This window comes from Huaxiibacter chinensis (genome assembly GCF_022171985.1).
GTDB lineage: Bacteria > Pseudomonadota > Gammaproteobacteria > Enterobacterales > Enterobacteriaceae > Enterobacter > Enterobacter chinensis_A.
This window is the reverse complement of record NZ_JAJVHF010000005.1, coordinates 105,652-120,551: the sequence shown is the minus strand read 5'-3', so window position 1 is coordinate 120,551 and position 14,900 is coordinate 105,652. Positions and strand designations below refer to the sequence as shown.

The window sequence follows — 14,900 nt, the reverse complement described above, 5'->3', positions numbered from 1 at the left end:
CTTATAACTGCGCATTTCTGCCAGATGGAACGCTTATCGTCTGCTACAATCGCGCCTCATTTATTGAAGGGACAGCATTTTTATATGGTTTCAGAAACTAAAACCACAGAAGCGCCCGCGCTACGTCGCGCACTGAAGGCGCGTCACCTGACGATGATTGCCATTGGCGGTTCTATCGGTACAGGTCTTTTCGTCGCCTCTGGGGCGACAATTTCAGCGGCTGGCCCGGGTGGCGCGCTGTTTTCTTATATCCTGATTGGTTTAATGGTCTATTTTCTGATGACCAGCCTGGGTGAACTGGCGGCCTATATGCCGGTATCCGGTTCCTTTTCGACCTATGGCCAAAAGTATGTAGAAGAAGGTTTCGGCTTCGCGCTGGGCTGGAACTACTGGTACAACTGGGCGGTTACCATCGCCGTTGACTTAGTCGCGGCACAGCTGGTCATGACCTGGTGGTTCCCCGATACGCCGGGCTGGATCTGGAGTGCTTTATTCCTCGCGGTCATTTTCCTGCTTAACTACATCTCGGTACGCGGCTTCGGTGAAGCGGAGTACTGGTTCTCGCTCATCAAAGTGACCACCGTCATTATCTTTATTGTGGTTGGCGTGGCGATGATTGTCGGTATCTTCAAAGGCGCGGAGCCGGCGGGCTGGAGCAACTGGGCGATAGGCGATGCGCCGTTCGCGGGTGGCTTTGCGGCCATGATTGGCGTGGCGATGATCGTCGGCTTCTCCTTCCAGGGGACTGAGCTGATTGGTATCGCGGCCGGTGAATCTGAAGATCCTGAAAAGAACATTCCGCGCGCGGTGCGTCAGGTGTTCTGGCGTATCCTGCTGTTCTATGTCTTCGCGATCCTGATTATTAGCCTGATTATTCCTTATACCGATCCGAGCCTGCTGCGTAATGACGTGAAAGACATCAGCGTCAGTCCGTTTACCCTGGTCTTCCAGCATGCGGGTCTGCTGTCTGCGGCGGCGGTGATGAACGCCGTGATCCTGACCGCCGTGCTTTCTGCGGGTAACTCAGGGATGTATGCCTCCACCCGTATGCTCTATACGCTGGCATGTGATGGCAAAGCGCCGCGCATTTTCGCTAAATTGTCCCGTGGCGGTGTACCGCGTAACGCGCTGTATGCCACCACGGTGGTAGCGGGGCTGTGCTTCCTGACCTCTATGTTTGGCAACCAGACGGTTTACCTGTGGCTGCTTAATACGTCAGGTATGACGGGCTTTATCGCCTGGCTGGGGATTGCCATCAGCCACTATCGTTTCCGTCGCGGCTATGTTCTGCAAGGCCACGATATCAACGATTTGCCGTATCGCTCGGGCTTCTTCCCGCTTGGGCCGATCTTCGCCTTTGTATTGTGTCTGATTATTACGCTCGGCCAGAACTACGAAGCCTTCCTGTCAGATACCATTGACTGGGGCGGCGTGATGGCAACCTACATCGGTATCCCGCTGTTCCTGATTATCTGGTTCGGCTACAAGCTGTCAAAAGGCACTCGCTTCGTCCGCTATAGCGAAATGGATTTCCCAGGACGATTTAAAAAATAACCGCAACGCCTCTCTTTGGCCCGCTCCCTGAGCGGGCTTTTTTATGTCCACAGTATGGAGAAATGACATAATTTTTAACAATTGAATTGATAATAGTTATCGTTTGCTTTATCGTTACGCGCATTAAAAGATGCATTCAGGTTCAGGCATCGCGTGCCGCATAAACCCAGGCACGACTGCAACACCTGCACTTAAACACATAACCGACCCGCCGAAGATGCGGGCGGACAGCAATGCCTTGTGAGCAATAAATATTTGATAGTGTTGTGTTTACCTCATGGAGATATGGAATGTTTAGGTTGAATCCCTTCGTCAGGGGAGGCCTGTGCGCGTCTGCACTGTCCCTGACCCTGCCTGTTATTGCGGCCGAGTCCGGCGATACAATGGTGGTGACTGCATCCGCCAGCGAACAAAATTTGAAGGATGCTCCCGCCAGTATCAGCGTCATTACTCAGCAGGATCTGCAACGTAAACCGGTGAACAACCTGAAAGATGTTTTGCGGGAAGTGCCGGGCGTGCAGTTAACCAACGAAGGGGATAACCGCAAGGGCGTGAGTATTCGTGGCCTGGACAGCAGCTATACGCTCATCCTGGTCGACGGAAAGCGCGTCAACTCGCGTAACGCCGTATTCCGCCACAACGATTTTGATCTCAACTGGATCCCGGTCGATGCCATCGAACGGATCGAAGTGGTGCGCGGGCCGATGTCCTCGCTCTACGGGTCCGATGCACTGGGCGGGGTGGTTAACATCATCACCAAAAAAATCGGTCAGAAATGGACCGGCACCCTGACGGCAGACACCACTATTCAGGAACATCGCGATCGCGGTGATACCTATAACGGTCAGTTTTATACCAGTGGTCCACTGATTGACGGCGTGCTGGGGCTGAAGGCCTACGGCAGCCTGTCGAAACGTGAAAAGGACGATCAGCAATCTTCAGACACGACCTCCACCGGCCAGACGCCCCGCATTGAAGGCTTTACCAGCCGCGACGGGAATGTCGAGTTTGCATGGACCCCCAATGAAAATCATGACTTCACTGCCGGATACGGCTTCGATCGTCAGGACCGCGATTCCGACTCGCTCGATCAAAACCGCCTTGAACGTCAGAATTACTCGCTGAGCCATAACGGACGCTGGAATGTCGGCAACAGTGAACTGAAATTTTACGGTGAAAAAGTCGATAACAAAAACCCGGGTAACAGCAGTGCGATCACCTCTGAGAGTACGGCCGTTGACGGCAAGTATGTTCTGCCATTGGGTGAGATCAATCAGCTCTTCACGCTGGGTGGGGAGTGGCGTCACGACACGTTAAAAGATCCGGTTAACCTGACCGGCGGCTCCAGCAGTAAGACGTCGACCAGCCAGTACGCGCTGTTTATCGAAGATGAATGGCGCATCTTTGAGCCGCTGGCGCTGACCACCGGCGTGCGCATGGACGATCACGACACCTACGGCGATCACTGGAGTCCGCGTGCCTATCTCGTCTATAACGCGACCGACACGGTGACCCTTAAAGGGGGGTGGGCGACGGCCTTTAAAGCGCCTTCGCTGCTGCAGCTCAGCCCGGACTGGACCACAGGTTCTTGTCGTGGCGGGTGTGATATCGTCGGTAGCCCGGATCTCAAACCGGAAACCAGCAAAAGCGTTGAATTCGGCCTTTATTACGCCGGCGAAGAGGGCTGGTTAGAGGGCGTACAGGCGAGCATTACGACCTTCCAGAACGACGTGGACGACCGCATCAGCATCAGCCGTACCCGAAGCGTGTCAGAGGCGCAAAGCTATCCTAACTATGTGGGTCTCAATGAAAATGGCGAGCCGATCTTCCGCTACTATAACGTCAATAAGGCGCGTATTCGTGGCGTCGAAACGGAGCTGAAAGTCCCGCTGGCTGAAGACTGGAAAATAACGCTGAATTACACCTATAACGACGGGCGCGACATCAGTAATGGCGGAAACAAGCCGCTGTCCGATCTGCCATTCCATACCGCAAACGGCACCGTTGACTGGCAGGCTTCCCAGGCATGGTCATTCTACGTGCAGGGTAATTATACAGGTGAGAAACGCACTATCACCGAGGGTGAAGCGACGCCTGGCGGTTACGTGGTATGGAACACCGGCGCAGCCTGGCAGGCAACCAAAAACGTCAAGCTGAGAGCGGGCGTGCAGAACCTGCTCGATAAAGATCTGAGTCGTGATGACTACAGCTATACGGAAGACGGTCGCCGTTACTTTATGGCGCTGGATTACCAGTTCTGATGAGGTAGTCAGGTCTGGTAATGGCATGAAAAGCAAAACGGCAACGCAGGTTGCCGTTTTTTATAGGTGTATCTTTCCGGGGAGAGGAGATCCGGAGGCCTTCAGGCGAACAGATACTTCGCGTGGAAGCGGAGATGATCCTCGATAAACGAGGCAATAAAGTAGTAACTGTGATCGTAGCCCGGCTGAATACGCAGCGTAAGCGGCCACTCTTTTTGCCGTGCGACCTCCGCAAAGACCGCAGGCTGTAACTGCCCGGCCAGGAACGGATCGGCATCTCCCTGATCGATGAGCAGCGGAATGGCCTGCCCGGTCTGGCTTGCCTGCAACAGGGCACAGCTGTCCCACTCCTGCCAGCACGCAGTCTCTTCACCCAGATACTGCGTGAAGGCTTTCTGACCCCAGGGCACCTGCGACGGGTTAACAATGGGCGCGAAGGCCGACACGCTGGTGAATCTGCCTGGGTTCTTCAGTGCCATTACCAGCGCCCCATGCCCCCCCATAGAATGTCCACTGATGGCGCAGCGATCGCCTGTGTCAAACTCCGCCTGAATCAGGGCAGGTAGCTCATCGCGCAGGTAATCATACATACGATAATGACGTGCCCACGGCGCCTGCGTGGCGTTCAGATAAAAACCGGCCCCTTTACCAAGATCGTATGCCGCGTCGTCGGCAACGTCATCGCCGCGCGGGCTGGTATCGGGCATCACCAGCGCGATACCCAGGGAGGCTGCCAGCCGTTGCGCCCCGGCCTTGGTGGTAAAATTCTCGTCGTTACAGGTTAGCCCGGAAAGCCAGTACAGCACGGGCGGCTTTTGCTGGCCGTCAACGGGCGGGAGAAAAATGCTGAACGTCATCGCACAGTTCAGTACGGTGGAGTCGTGCCGCCAGCGCTGCTGCCGACCTTCAAAACAACGGTGCTCTTCGAGCAGTTCCATGCAAGGCTCCTGATGGTGTGATGGGTTTTACCCCATAATACAGCGTTTTCATTGACCTGTGAGCAACTTTCACTTTCGGTCACTCAACAGATGTTGCATCATGAATTAACTGAATTTTAACAATTGGAGTGGTCATGGCGCTGCGTATTGCGCTCTGCGGATTTGTGGTTCTGGTCGTTGCCATGGGGATCGGGCGGTTTGCGTTTACGCCGCAGGTGCCTTTGATGATAGCGGCAGGGCAACTGACGTTGACGAGCGCGGGCCTGGTGGCCGCAACGAACTATCTCGGCTATCTGGTGGGGGCATGGGATGCCATGCGGGCGCATCGTTTCGTTGAAGGCCGCCTTTACCTTGGGGTGGCGGGCGCCGTGGCGATCACGCTGTTGTCGGCGGTTGCGGATAACGCCGTGGTGCACGGAATACTGCGTTTTATTATTGGCTGCATGAGCGGCTGGTCGATGGTTCTCATCGCCGCCTGGACCAACGAAAGGCTGGCCCATTATGGCAAACCAGGCCTGAGCGCCGCGGTTTTCGCCGGCCCCGGTGCCGGAATTGCGCTCAGCGGATTACTGGCTGTCTATATTCAGGCGCGGGCGTTATCTGCGGGGGCGGCGTGGCAGATTTATGGTGTGCTGGCGCTGATTCTTATTGTGGTTGTTGCGCGCTATCTCCCGCGTAAAGGGCAGCTTCATCGCCCCGATACGGTGCCTGAACCCCTTGTCCTGACCAGCAATCTTCGTCGTCTGGTCTGGAGCTACAGCCTCGCCGGATTCGGGTACATTCTCCCGGCAACGTTTTTATCGCAAATGGCGGCCCTGCGTTTTCCGGGCAGCGTGTTCGCCCAGTTCGTCTGGCCCGTCTTTGGCGCCGCAGCGGTGGCCGGGATTGCGTTAAGCATTGCGATGCGTCGCGTCTCCACAACGCACCGCCGGCTGGCGTTCGTTCTGTGGTTACAGGGCCTTGGCGTCTTTGCCGCCTGGCTGATGCCGGGAATCAGCGGCCTGATAACCGGCGCGCTGCTGGTGGGCGGCGGGTTCCTGTGCGCGGTGCAGTTATCCCTACACTGTGGCCGCGAACTGGCGCCCAATCATACGCGTTATATGGCCGGGCTGCTTACCACGGGGTATGCGTTGGGCCAGCTGGTAGGCCCGGTGACCTCTGCCGTATCGACCTGGCTTACCCACCGGCTGGAGCCTGCGCTGGGCCTGGCGGGGGTAGCGCTGTTTATCGGCGGCGCGCTGGTATGGAATCGTCAGGATGAAAGGCAGCAGCAATTGCAATAATTATCGCTGTGAATACTGGATTATGTGTCCGCGCTCACGCACAATGAGCGCATACTTTTGCCACAACGAGGGCAAAAGACAGCCCCACCTGCAGGAGAAAAGAATGCCATCACTCAGTAAAGAAGCTGCTCTGGTCCATGAGGCGCTGGTCGCGCGTGGTCTTGAAACCCCGCTGCGTCCACCAGTCAATGAGTTGGACAATGAAACACGTAAACGTCTGATTTCCGGGCACATGACCGAGATCATGCAACTGCTGAATCTCGACCTGAGCGATGACAGTCTCATGGAAACCCCTCAACGTATCGCTAAAATGTATGTTGATGAAATTTTCTCTGGTCTGGATTACGCCAATTTCCCGAAAATTACCGTCATTGAAAACAAAATGAACGTGGATGAAATGGTCACAGTGCGCGATATCACGCTGACCAGTACCTGCGAGCATCACTTTGTCACCATCGATGGCAAAGCGACCGTGGCGTATATTCCCAAAGATACGGTGATTGGCTTGTCCAAAATTAACCGCATTGTGCAGTTCTTTGCCCAGCGTCCGCAGGTGCAGGAGCGACTGACCCAGCAAATTTTGACCGCGCTGCAAACGCTGCTGGGCACCAATAACGTGGCCGTCTCCATTGATGCTGTACACTACTGCGTGAAAGCGCGCGGCGTGCGTGACGCCACCAGTGCAACCACCACCACCTCGCTGGGTGGCCTGTTTAAATCCAGCCAGAATACTCGCCAGGAGTTCCTGCGCGCAGTGCGTCACCACAACTAACCAACAGGGCAGGGTCAATGGAGCGTAATGTCACGCTGGATTTTATACGTGGCGTGGCCATTCTGGGGATCCTGCTGCTCAATATCAGCGCCTTCGGGTTACCGAAGGCCGCGTATCTCAACCCGGCCTGGTATGGGGACATTACCCGCAGCGACGCCTGGACCTGGGCGCTCCTCGATCTTTTCGCCCAGGTTAAATTCCTGACGCTGTTTGCGCTGCTTTTCGGCGCAGGGTTACAACTTCTTCTCAAACGCGGTAAGCGCTGGATCCAGTGCCGACTGACCCTCCTTGTCCTTCTTGGTTTTATTCATGGTCTTTTTTTCTGGGATGGTGACATTCTGCTGGCCTATGGATTAGTCGGGCTGATTTGCTGGCGCATGATCCGCGATGCGCATGACGTAAAAAATATGTTTAACACCGGCGTGGTGTTATACGTCATTGGCATTGGCGTCCTGCTGCTGCTGGGCTTGATGTCAGGCGGTGCAACCAACCGCTCCTGGATCCCGGATGCGGCTAATCTGCAGTATGAACAGTACTGGAAGCTGAAAGGGGGCGTCGAAGCGGTGAGCAATCGGGCAGATATGCTCGGGGATAATCTGCTTGCGCTCGGTGCGCAATATGGCTGGCAGCTGGCGGGCATGATGTTAATGGGGGCGGCACTGATGCGCTCAGGCTGGCTTAAAGGCGCGTTCAGCCAGACGCATTATCGGCGAACGGGTATCGTGCTGGTGCTGACTGGCATGGTCATTAATTTACCTGCCATCGTCGCGCAATGGATGTTGCACTGGGACTATCGCTGGTGTGCATTCCTGCTTCAGGCTCCTCGGGAACTGAGCGCGCCGTTTCAGACCATCGGCTATGCCTCGCTGATCTACGGCTTCTGGCCACACATAGCACGCACAAGGCTGGCGGGGGCGATTGCCTGCGTGGGCAGAATGGCGTTAAGCAACTATCTGTTACAGACGCTTATCTGCACGACGCTGTTTTATCGCCTTGATCTGTTTATGAAATTCGACCGTTTTCAGCTTATGGCTTTTGTCGTCCCGGTGTGGATGGCAAACCTGCTCTTCTCGGTCATCTGGCTGCGCTACTTCCGTCAGGGTCCTGTGGAGTGGTTATGGCGTCAACTCACCGCCCGTGCGTCAGGCACGTCATTGACTAATACATCCAGATAACGATCTGGATCACAATCATTAACAAAACGGATGTAACCGTTTTCATCTGTGTGACCTTCTTCACGTAGTCCCCGCGCTGTCGCTGCCAGAATAGCCTTCTTGCTAAACACAGGGGGTGTCTGTGAGTTGCTGCAATCCTTTAAAGGGTGGTGAACATGATCACCATCCGTGACGTGGCCCGCATCGCGGGTGTTTCTGTTGCGACCGTTTCCCGGGTGCTGAATAACAGCGCGCTGGTAAGCCCTGACACGCGTGAAACCGTGATGAAGGCCGTCGCACAGCTCGACTATCGACCTAATGCGAACGCGCAGGCGCTGGCCACGCAGGTCAGCGATACCATTGGCGTAGTGGTAATGGACGTGTCCGATGCCTTCTTTGGCGCGCTGGTCAAAGCGGTGGATGTCGTTGCCCAACAGCATCAGAAATATGTCCTGATTGGTAACAGTTACCACGAGGCGGAAAAAGAACGTCACGCCATTGAGGTACTTATCCGCCAGCGCTGTAACGCGCTGATTGTCCACTCAAAAGCCCTGAGCGATGAAGAGCTTGCCGGATTTATGGATCACATACCCGGCATGGTTCTGGTGAATCGCGTCGTGCCCGGCTACGCCCATCGCTGCGTGGCGCTGGACAACGTCAGTGGGGCAACCATGGCGACACGTATGTTGTTGAATAATGGACATCAGCGCATCGGCTATCTTGCCTCAAGCCATCATATTGAGGATAACGATATGCGCCGGGAAGGGTGGCAAAACGCGCTGAAAGAGGCGGGCATTACCCCGCAGGACAGCTGGATTGGAACGGGTTCGCCCGATATGCCGGGCGGTGAAGCGGCGATGGTCGAGCTGCTCGGCCGTAATTTGCAGCTTACGGCGGTGTTTGCCTATAACGACAGTATGGCCGCCGGGGCGCTCACGGCACTGAAAGACAACGGTATTGCGGTGCCACAGCATTTGTCATTGATTGGTTTCGATGATATCCCGATTGCGCGCTACACCGACCCGCAGCTCACTACCGTCCGCTATCCCATCGCCTCTATGGCGCGCCTGGCCACTGAGCTGGCGTTACAGGGGGCGGCAGGCTTGCTGGATCCGGACGCAACACACTGTTTCATGCCGACTTTAGTCCGTCGACACTCGGTTGCTATTCGGCAAATTGTGGCTCCGATCACTAACTGATTACACGGAGTGATGTAACCGTTTTCAATCTGTGAGTAAATTCACAGTATCTTAACAAGGCGCTGTCTATGATGTCAGCGTTTCAGGAGCTGAAACGCTATGTAACGGTGATTAATCACTTTCACCATAGCGAAAGTGCCGCAAACGACCAAAAAAACGCAATCTGGAGCGTTACCGAACACGGAAGATAGAAATTTTATAAGTGAACTTCGGCTGTCAGTAACGTTTTTTTAACATCTGCCCGCCGACCGTTATTCACAACCAGAACTACCCTGCATAAAAAAACCGGAGATACCATGAATAAGAAGGTGTTGACTCTGTCTGCTGTTATGGCAAGCATGCTTTTTGGTGCAGCAGCGCACGCTGCGGATACCCGTATTGGCGTAACGATTTATAAATACGACGACAACTTCATGTCTGTTGTGCGTAAAGCAATTGAAAAAGACGCGAAAGCCGCGCCGGACGTTCAGCTTCTGATGAACGACTCCCAGAACGATCAGTCCAAACAAAACGACCAGATCGACGTTCTGCTGGCAAAAGGCGTGAAAGCCCTGGCGATCAACCTGGTTGACCCCGCTGCAGCAGGCACCGTTATCGAGAAAGCGCGCGGCCAGAATGTGCCTATCGTTTTCTTCAACAAAGAACCTTCACGTAAAGCGCTGGATAGCTACGACAAAGCTTTCTATGTGGGTACCGACTCCAAAGAGTCTGGCATCATCCAGGGCGATCTGATTGCAAAACACTGGGCGGCAAATCCTAACTGGGATCTGAACAAAGACGGCCAGATTCAGTTCGTGTTGCTGAAAGGCGAGCCGGGCCACCCGGACGCTGAAGCGCGTACGACCTATGTTATCAAAGAGCTGAATGATAAAGGTCTGAAGACGCAACAGTTAGCGTTAGATACCGCCATGTGGGATACCGCACAGGCAAAAGATAAGATGGATGCATGGCTGTCCGGCCCGAACGCCAACAAAATTGAAGTCGTGATCGCGAACAACGATGCGATGGCAATGGGTGCCGTAGAAGCGCTGAAAGCACACAACAAATCCTCTGTTCCGGTATTTGGCGTGGATGCCCTGCCAGAAGCGCTGGCGCTGGTGAAATCCGGTGCGATGGCCGGTACCGTGCTGAACGATGCCAACAACCAGGCGAAAGCGACCTTTGACCTGGCGAAAAACCTGGCCGACGGCAAAGGTGCCGCTGATGGCACCAACTGGAAAATCGAAAACAAAATCGTTCGCGTACCTTACGTGGGCGTAGACCAGTCAAATCTGGCTGAGTTTATCGGTAAATAATTTAGATTAAGCACGTTCCCAATGGGCGCAATTCGTTGCGCCCTTTTATAACGCGATATGCGAGACCGAAAGGTATAATTATGGTCAGCACAACTACTCAGTCGTCAGGCGAATTCTTGTTGGAAATGAGTAATATCAACAAGTCTTTCCCGGGCGTTAAGGCTCTCGATAACGTTAATTTAAAAGTCCGTCCTCACTCTATTCATGCGTTAATGGGGGAGAACGGTGCAGGTAAATCAACATTATTGAAATGCCTTTTCGGGATCTATCAAAAAGATTCTGGCAGCATTCTTTTTCAGGGAAAGGAGATCGATTTCCATTCGGCCAAAGAAGCACTGGAGAATGGTATTTCGATGGTTCACCAGGAATTAAACCTGGTTCTGCAACGGTCCGTTATGGACAATATGTGGCTGGGACGTTATCCCACCAAAGGTGTCTTTGTCGATCAGGACAAAATGTACCGTGACACCAAAGCGATTTTCGATGAACTGGATATTGATATCGACCCACGCGCACGCGTAGGCACCTTATCCGTTTCACAGATGCAGATGATTGAAATTGCCAAGGCTTTCTCCTATAACGCCAAAATCGTTATTATGGATGAGCCCACTTCGTCGTTAACGGAAAAAGAGGTGAATCACCTTTTCACTATTATCCGTAAATTAAAAGATCGCGGCTGCGGCATCGTCTATATCTCACACAAAATGGAAGAGATCTTCCAGCTGTGCGATGAAATCACCATTTTGCGTGACGGCCAGTGGATCGCCACCCAGCCTCTTGAAGGGCTGGACATGGACAAAATCATTTCCATGATGGTGGGCCGTTCCCTGAACCAGCGCTTCCCTGATAAAGAAAACAAGCCTGGTGAAGTGATTCTGGAGGTGCGTAACCTCACGTCACTGCGTCAGCCCTCGATTCGCGATGTCTCTTTCGACCTGCATAAGGGCGAAATATTAGGGATTGCCGGGCTGGTGGGGGCCAAACGTACTGATATCGTGGAAACCCTGTTTGGCATCCGTGAAAAATCGGGCGGAACCATCACTCTGCACGGTAAGAAGATTAATAACCATAATGCCAACGAAGCCATTAACCATGGTTTTGCCCTGGTCACCGAAGAGCGTCGTTCAACGGGTATTTATGCGTATCTGGATATTAACTTTAACTCGCTGATATCAAATATTCGTAACTACAAAAACAAAATTGGCCTGCTGGATAACTCGCGGATGAAGAGTGATACCCAATGGGTTATCGACGCGATGCGTGTTAAAACGCCTGGGCATCAAACGCAGATTGGTTCGCTTTCAGGTGGTAACCAGCAGAAAGTGATTATCGGTCGTTGGTTATTAACACAACCAGAAATTTTAATGCTCGACGAGCCTACTCGCGGCATTGATGTGGGTGCAAAATTTGAAATCTATCAACTGATAGCAGAACTGGCCAAAAAGAATAAAGGGATCATTATTATTTCTTCCGAAATGCCGGAATTGTTAGGGATCACAGATCGTATTCTGGTTATGAGCAATGGTCTCGTTGCCGGAATTGTTGACACCAAAACGACAACGCAAAACGAAATTCTCCGTCTTGCGTCATTGCACCTTTAAGATCAGGGGCTCCTCATGAGTGCGTTAAATAAAAAAAGTTTTCTCACTTATCTGAAAGAAGGCGGAATTTACGTTGTTCTTTTAGTGTTATTGGCCATTATTATTTTCCAGGACCCTACGTTCTTAAGTTTACTGAACTTAAGTAATATTCTGACGCAGTCTTCAGTGCGTATTATTATCGCGCTGGGCGTGGCAGGCCTTATCGTCACGCAGGGTACCGACCTGTCGGCCGGTCGTCAGGTGGGCCTTGCGGCGGTTATCGCGGCAACGCTGCTTCAGTCGGTTGAAAACGCCAACAAAGTCTTCCCGGAAATGGCGACCATGCCCATCATCCTGGTTGTGCTGATTGTCTGCGTTATCGGTGCGATTATCGGCCTGATCAACGGCATTATCATCGCCTATCTTAACGTGACGCCGTTTATTACCACTCTGGGTACGATGATCATCGTTTACGGGATCAACTCCCTTTACTACGATTTTGTCGGCGCATCACCAATCTCTGGTTTTGACAGCGGCTTTTCGACCTTTGCTCAGGGATTCGTGGCGTTAGGGACGTTCCGACTCTCCTACATCACCTTCTATGCGCTGATCGCCGTGGCGTTCGTATGGGTGCTGTGGAACAAAACGCGCTTTGGTAAAAACATCTTCGCCATCGGGGGCAACCCGGAAGCCGCGAAAGTGTCCGGCGTTAACGTGGCGCTGAACCTGCTGATGATTTATGCCCTGTCAGGTGTCTTCTATGCCTTCGGGGGATTACTGGAAGCCGGTCGTATCGGTTCCGCAACGAACAACCTTGGCTTCATGTATGAGCTGGATGCGATTGCAGCCTGCGTGGTGGGCGGCGTCTCCTTCAGCGGTGGCGTGGGTACCGTCTTCGGCGTGGTGACCGGTGTTATCATCTTTACCGTGATTAACTACGGTCTGACCTACATCGGCGTGAACCCTTACTGGCAGTACATCATTAAGGGCGCGATCATCATCTTCGCCGTTGCCCTGGACTCACTGAAGTACGCTCGTAAGAAGTAATAAGCAATCAACGAAAAACCCGCTCTTGCAGCGGGTTTTTTTATGTCCGTAACTTACTTTTTCTTCTGTAGTTCAAGAAGTTGTTCTGGCGTCACTGCCGGATACCCCTGGGCATCTTCCGGCACTTCGTGCATGGACGGAATGGGCACCAGCGGGCCTAAGAAGCGTGGCTCACGTTTGAACAGATAGAGATCGGCCAGCGCCCCAAAGCGCGCCCCGAACTCACGTACCCGCACGCTGAGCATATCTTTCGGGGAGGGCACGGCATAACACTGCGCCTGAATACCCATATGCAACGCAATAAACAGCGCCCGCTCGCAGTGGAAGCGCTGCGTAATGATAATAAAGTCGTTGGTATCGAACACTTTACGTGTGCGGACGATGGAGTCCAGCGTGCGGAATCCGGCATAGTCCAGAACGATATCCGCAGGATCGACGCCGGCGGCAATCAGGTCTTTACGCATCGTCACCGGTTCGTTATAGCTTTGCAGCGCGTTATCGCCGCTCAGCAGCAGGTAATTCACCTTGCCGCTGTTATACGCATTAAGCGCGCCCTGAATACGATAGCGGTAATACTGGTTAATGACGCCAGTGCGATAGTATTTCGCGGTGCCCAGCACCACACCCACCTGGCGGTAGGGCAGGTCCTGGAGATCGTCAAAGATGTAGGGAGCGGTTTTCCAGCTCATCCACCGGTCGAGGCCGAGCACAGTCAACAGCAGTATGCCGACCAGGACAGACAGGCTGTAAAACACGCGCTTTAACATGAAGTTGACTCGTACCGAAGGTGAAATTTCAATCAGGCTACTGTACCCGTCAGTGAAGCGCAAGAATCAGCGGTTTGATCGAAGGGTTTTTAGTCAGCAAGGCGGGCATTCCTGCCCGCGCAGGGGCATCAGGCAAGCAGGGCGCGGTCGATATTTGAGCAGCCCAGCGCTTTCAGGGTAGCCGCGGTCGCATCCCACTGAATCAGAGGCGCATCGGCTTTTTCAGCCAGCACGGCGCGCTGAATATCAGGATAGTCGTATCCATTCAGACTCAGCAGGTTCAGTGCGCCCTGTAGCGGCGGCAAGGTCGGGTTAAAGGCAGCGTTTTCAGCATAGCTGCCGCTAAAAATGCGCCCGTCGCGACATTCCAGCGCCACGCCGCTTGGCGATTGACTGTAAGGCGTATGGCACTTATTGGCGGCGGCAATGGCTGCCTGAGTCAGTTCATCGCCGGTCAGGGCAAAACCGTGGTCCTGCTCGTCCATCAGCAGCGTTTTGATCTCAAGATCTTTTGGCCCAAACGCATCCGGTAAATAGTCACCCAGCGTATGCGGTTCGCGGCCCGGCAGGTTAATACGCAGCTGTAAGCCGCTGTTCAGTTCGTTCATAAACTGACGGCAGTGTCCGCAGGGGGTGTAATTAACGGTGATAGCCGCGAGGGCTTTTTCACCACGCAGCCAGGCATGGCTGATGGCGCTCTGCTCGGCATGGACGGTTTGTTGCATGGTGGCACCCAGGAACTCCATGTTCCCACCGAAGTACCAGGTTCCGCTCACGCCACGCGCAATCGCACCGACGTTGAAATGGGAAAGATCGGCTCTGGCGCACGCGGCGGCCAGCGGCAACAGTGCGAAAGCCAGCGCGTCTTCGTCCAGCCCCGAAGCCTGTTTAAGCGTCGCGACCTGCTCCGCCGTCAGCAGAGCGGGGAAGTGCGCATCCGCCAGAACCGGAGCCAGAGCTGACTGAAGATCGGCGGTGAGCTGGGCGAAGGCAGATTGAAAACGTGGGTGCATGGCAATGCCTCATAAAGGTTAATGGATCGGTAGTGTA

12 protein-coding genes are annotated in these 14,900 nt (G+C 53.8%); 9 read left to right on the top strand and 3 right to left on the bottom strand.

Annotation, left to right across the window (positions count from 1 at the left end):
* The first annotated feature begins 84 nt into the window (after window positions 1-84).
* Both lysP and cirA read left to right on the top strand, forming a co-directional pair.
* Window positions 85-1,554 carry a lysine-specific permease gene (lysP, locus tag LZP96_RS13905; protein WP_064326763.1) on the top strand — a complete coding sequence of 490 codons (1,470 nt, stop codon included), beginning with the start codon at window positions 85-87 and terminating at the stop codon, window positions 1,552-1,554.
* A gap of 290 nt (window positions 1,555-1,844) precedes the next feature.
* Window positions 1,845-3,815, top strand: a complete 1,971-nt coding sequence (gene cirA, locus LZP96_RS13900) for a catecholate siderophore receptor CirA (protein ID WP_064326762.1) — start codon at window positions 1,845-1,847, stop codon at window positions 3,813-3,815.
* Between the two features lie 101 nt (window positions 3,816-3,916).
* On the opposite strand, the gene fghA is transcribed toward cirA, so the two are convergent.
* Entirely contained in the window at window positions 3,917-4,753 is an 837-nt protein-coding gene (gene fghA / locus LZP96_RS13895; RefSeq protein ID WP_064326761.1) for an S-formylglutathione hydrolase, read from the bottom strand.
* A 134-nt stretch (window positions 4,754-4,887) separates the two neighbouring features.
* Here fghA and LZP96_RS13890 point away from each other — a divergent pair, with 134 nt between their 5' ends.
* From LZP96_RS13890 to mglC, 7 genes are all read left to right on the top strand, one after another.
* Window positions 4,888-6,036, top strand: a complete 1,149-nt coding sequence (locus LZP96_RS13890; protein WP_258926099.1) for a YbfB/YjiJ family MFS transporter — start codon at window positions 4,888-4,890, stop codon at window positions 6,034-6,036.
* Window positions 6,037-6,139: 103 nt separating this feature from the next.
* Window positions 6,140-6,808: a GTP cyclohydrolase I FolE gene (folE, locus tag LZP96_RS13885; protein ID WP_064326759.1), complete on the top strand. Its 669-nt coding sequence runs from the start codon at window positions 6,140-6,142 to the stop codon at window positions 6,806-6,808.
* 17 nt (window positions 6,809-6,825) lie between these two features.
* On the top strand, window positions 6,826-7,983 hold the full coding sequence (gene yeiB / locus LZP96_RS13880) for a DUF418 domain-containing protein YeiB (protein WP_258926098.1): 1,158 nt from the start codon (window positions 6,826-6,828) through the stop codon (window positions 7,981-7,983).
* 155 nt (window positions 7,984-8,138) lie between these two features.
* Window positions 8,139-9,161, top strand: a complete 1,023-nt coding sequence (galS, locus tag LZP96_RS13875; protein ID WP_258926097.1) for an HTH-type transcriptional regulator GalS — start codon at window positions 8,139-8,141, stop codon at window positions 9,159-9,161.
* A gap of 296 nt (window positions 9,162-9,457) precedes the next feature.
* Window positions 9,458-10,456: a galactose/glucose ABC transporter substrate-binding protein MglB gene (gene mglB, locus LZP96_RS13870; RefSeq protein WP_064326756.1), complete on the top strand. Its 999-nt coding sequence runs from the start codon at window positions 9,458-9,460 to the stop codon at window positions 10,454-10,456.
* A gap of 80 nt (window positions 10,457-10,536) precedes the next feature.
* Complete coding sequence (mglA, locus tag LZP96_RS13865; protein WP_064326755.1) at window positions 10,537-12,057, top strand: galactose/methyl galactoside ABC transporter ATP-binding protein MglA; 1,521 nt, start codon at window positions 10,537-10,539, stop codon at window positions 12,055-12,057.
* Window positions 12,058-12,072: 15 nt separating this feature from the next.
* On the top strand, window positions 12,073-13,083 hold the full coding sequence (gene mglC, locus LZP96_RS13860; RefSeq protein WP_064326754.1) for a galactose/methyl galactoside ABC transporter permease MglC: 1,011 nt from the start codon (window positions 12,073-12,075) through the stop codon (window positions 13,081-13,083).
* A gap of 53 nt (window positions 13,084-13,136) precedes the next feature.
* Here mglC and sanA read toward each other — a convergent pair whose 3' ends face one another.
* Both sanA and cdd read right to left on the bottom strand, forming a co-directional pair.
* Window positions 13,137-13,850 (bottom strand): outer membrane permeability protein SanA, encoded by a 714-nt coding sequence (gene sanA / locus LZP96_RS13855; protein ID WP_064326753.1) that lies wholly within the window; start codon window positions 13,848-13,850, stop codon window positions 13,137-13,139.
* 128 nt (window positions 13,851-13,978) lie between these two features.
* Window positions 13,979-14,863 carry a cytidine deaminase gene (gene cdd, locus LZP96_RS13850; protein ID WP_258926096.1) on the bottom strand — a complete coding sequence of 295 codons (885 nt, stop codon included), beginning with the start codon at window positions 14,861-14,863 and terminating at the stop codon, window positions 13,979-13,981.
* Window positions 14,864-14,900 lie beyond the last annotated feature (37 nt).

Bases quoted from the DNA above. Each gene is read 5' to 3' on its own strand.
- yeiB (WP_258926098.1), top strand. From the start codon at position 6,826: ATGGAGCGTAATGTCACGCTGGATTTTATACGTGGCGTGGCCATTCTG.
- galS (WP_258926097.1), top strand. From the start codon at position 8,139: ATGATCACCATCCGTGACGTGGCCCGCATCGCGGGTGTTTCTGTTGCG.
- LZP96_RS13890 (WP_258926099.1), top strand. From the start codon at position 4,888: ATGGCGCTGCGTATTGCGCTCTGCGGATTTGTGGTTCTGGTCGTTGCC.
- sanA (WP_064326753.1), bottom strand. From the start codon at position 13,850: ATGTTAAAGCGCGTGTTTTACAGCCTGTCTGTCCTGGTCGGCATACTG.
- mglA (WP_064326755.1), top strand. From the start codon at position 10,537: ATGGTCAGCACAACTACTCAGTCGTCAGGCGAATTCTTGTTGGAAATG.
- folE (WP_064326759.1), top strand. From the start codon at position 6,140: ATGCCATCACTCAGTAAAGAAGCTGCTCTGGTCCATGAGGCGCTGGTC.
- lysP (WP_064326763.1), top strand. From the start codon at position 85: ATGGTTTCAGAAACTAAAACCACAGAAGCGCCCGCGCTACGTCGCGCA.
- mglB (WP_064326756.1), top strand. From the start codon at position 9,458: ATGAATAAGAAGGTGTTGACTCTGTCTGCTGTTATGGCAAGCATGCTT.
- fghA (WP_064326761.1), bottom strand. From the start codon at position 4,753: ATGGAACTGCTCGAAGAGCACCGTTGTTTTGAAGGTCGGCAGCAGCGC.
- cirA (WP_064326762.1), top strand. From the start codon at position 1,845: ATGTTTAGGTTGAATCCCTTCGTCAGGGGAGGCCTGTGCGCGTCTGCA.
- cdd (WP_258926096.1), bottom strand. From the start codon at position 14,863: ATGCACCCACGTTTTCAATCTGCCTTCGCCCAGCTCACCGCCGATCTT.
- mglC (WP_064326754.1), top strand. From the start codon at position 12,073: ATGAGTGCGTTAAATAAAAAAAGTTTTCTCACTTATCTGAAAGAAGGC.